The organism is Clostridium sp. MCC328, from assembly GCF_018785465.1.
In the GTDB taxonomy this organism is placed as follows: domain Bacteria; phylum Bacillota; class Clostridia; order Lachnospirales; family Lachnospiraceae; genus Pilosibacter; species Pilosibacter fragilis.
Window position 1 is genome coordinate 1 of record NZ_WQPW01000100.1, and the last position, 641, is coordinate 641.

A 641-nucleotide genomic window follows, 5' to 3' on the forward strand; every position below is an offset into this window, starting at 1 on the left:
CCTAGATTATTCACGGATCAGCCGTGAAAGTGGCTGAAAGCCACATAGTTACTGTATTTTAGCTGAATATTGCTTTTCACCTATCAAGTGAATGAAAAAAGAGCATCCATTTGTGGTAAAATTAAGGTGTTCAAAGTCTTAACAATCCCAAACAAAGGAGCCCTTTATGAGTATTGTAAACACCTTAGCCTTAGAAAGCAATAGACAGATTAAAATAAATTTTGATGGAGGAGATCTCTCATCCGATGCAGGCTTGCTTCTTATCAAAGAATTCATAAGCAAACTTGGTATTGATACGCTTTTAGAAAAAGCGTTTAAAACCAATGATTCTGCTTTATTCCGATATCATTCGGATCCAAAAAACCTGCTCCAAATGATATATATGATTATTGCCGGTTATTTCGAGGATGATGCCTCTGATGAACTGACAAATGATCCTGTATTCAAGTCTGTACTTGAAAAAGATGCGCTTGCATCACAGCCTACGGTATCAAGATTCTTTAACCGTATGGATGAAGACACTTTAAACCAGTTCCTTGCGATTGCCAGAGTACTTCGGAGGGAAATTTACAGCATTCAGATGCCACAGGCTGTTATTCTGGATCTGGATTCCACTCTTCTTGATGCATACGGCAGGCAGG

General features: G+C 38.7%; 1 protein-coding gene. It reads left to right on the forward strand.

Going from position 1 to position 641, the window contains the following annotated elements; translation table 11 throughout:
* Positions 1-166: 166 nt before the first annotated feature.
* Positions 167-641: transposase (locus GPK83_RS13630; protein WP_215705009.1), on the forward strand; the 475-nt coding region annotated here is incomplete at its 3' end.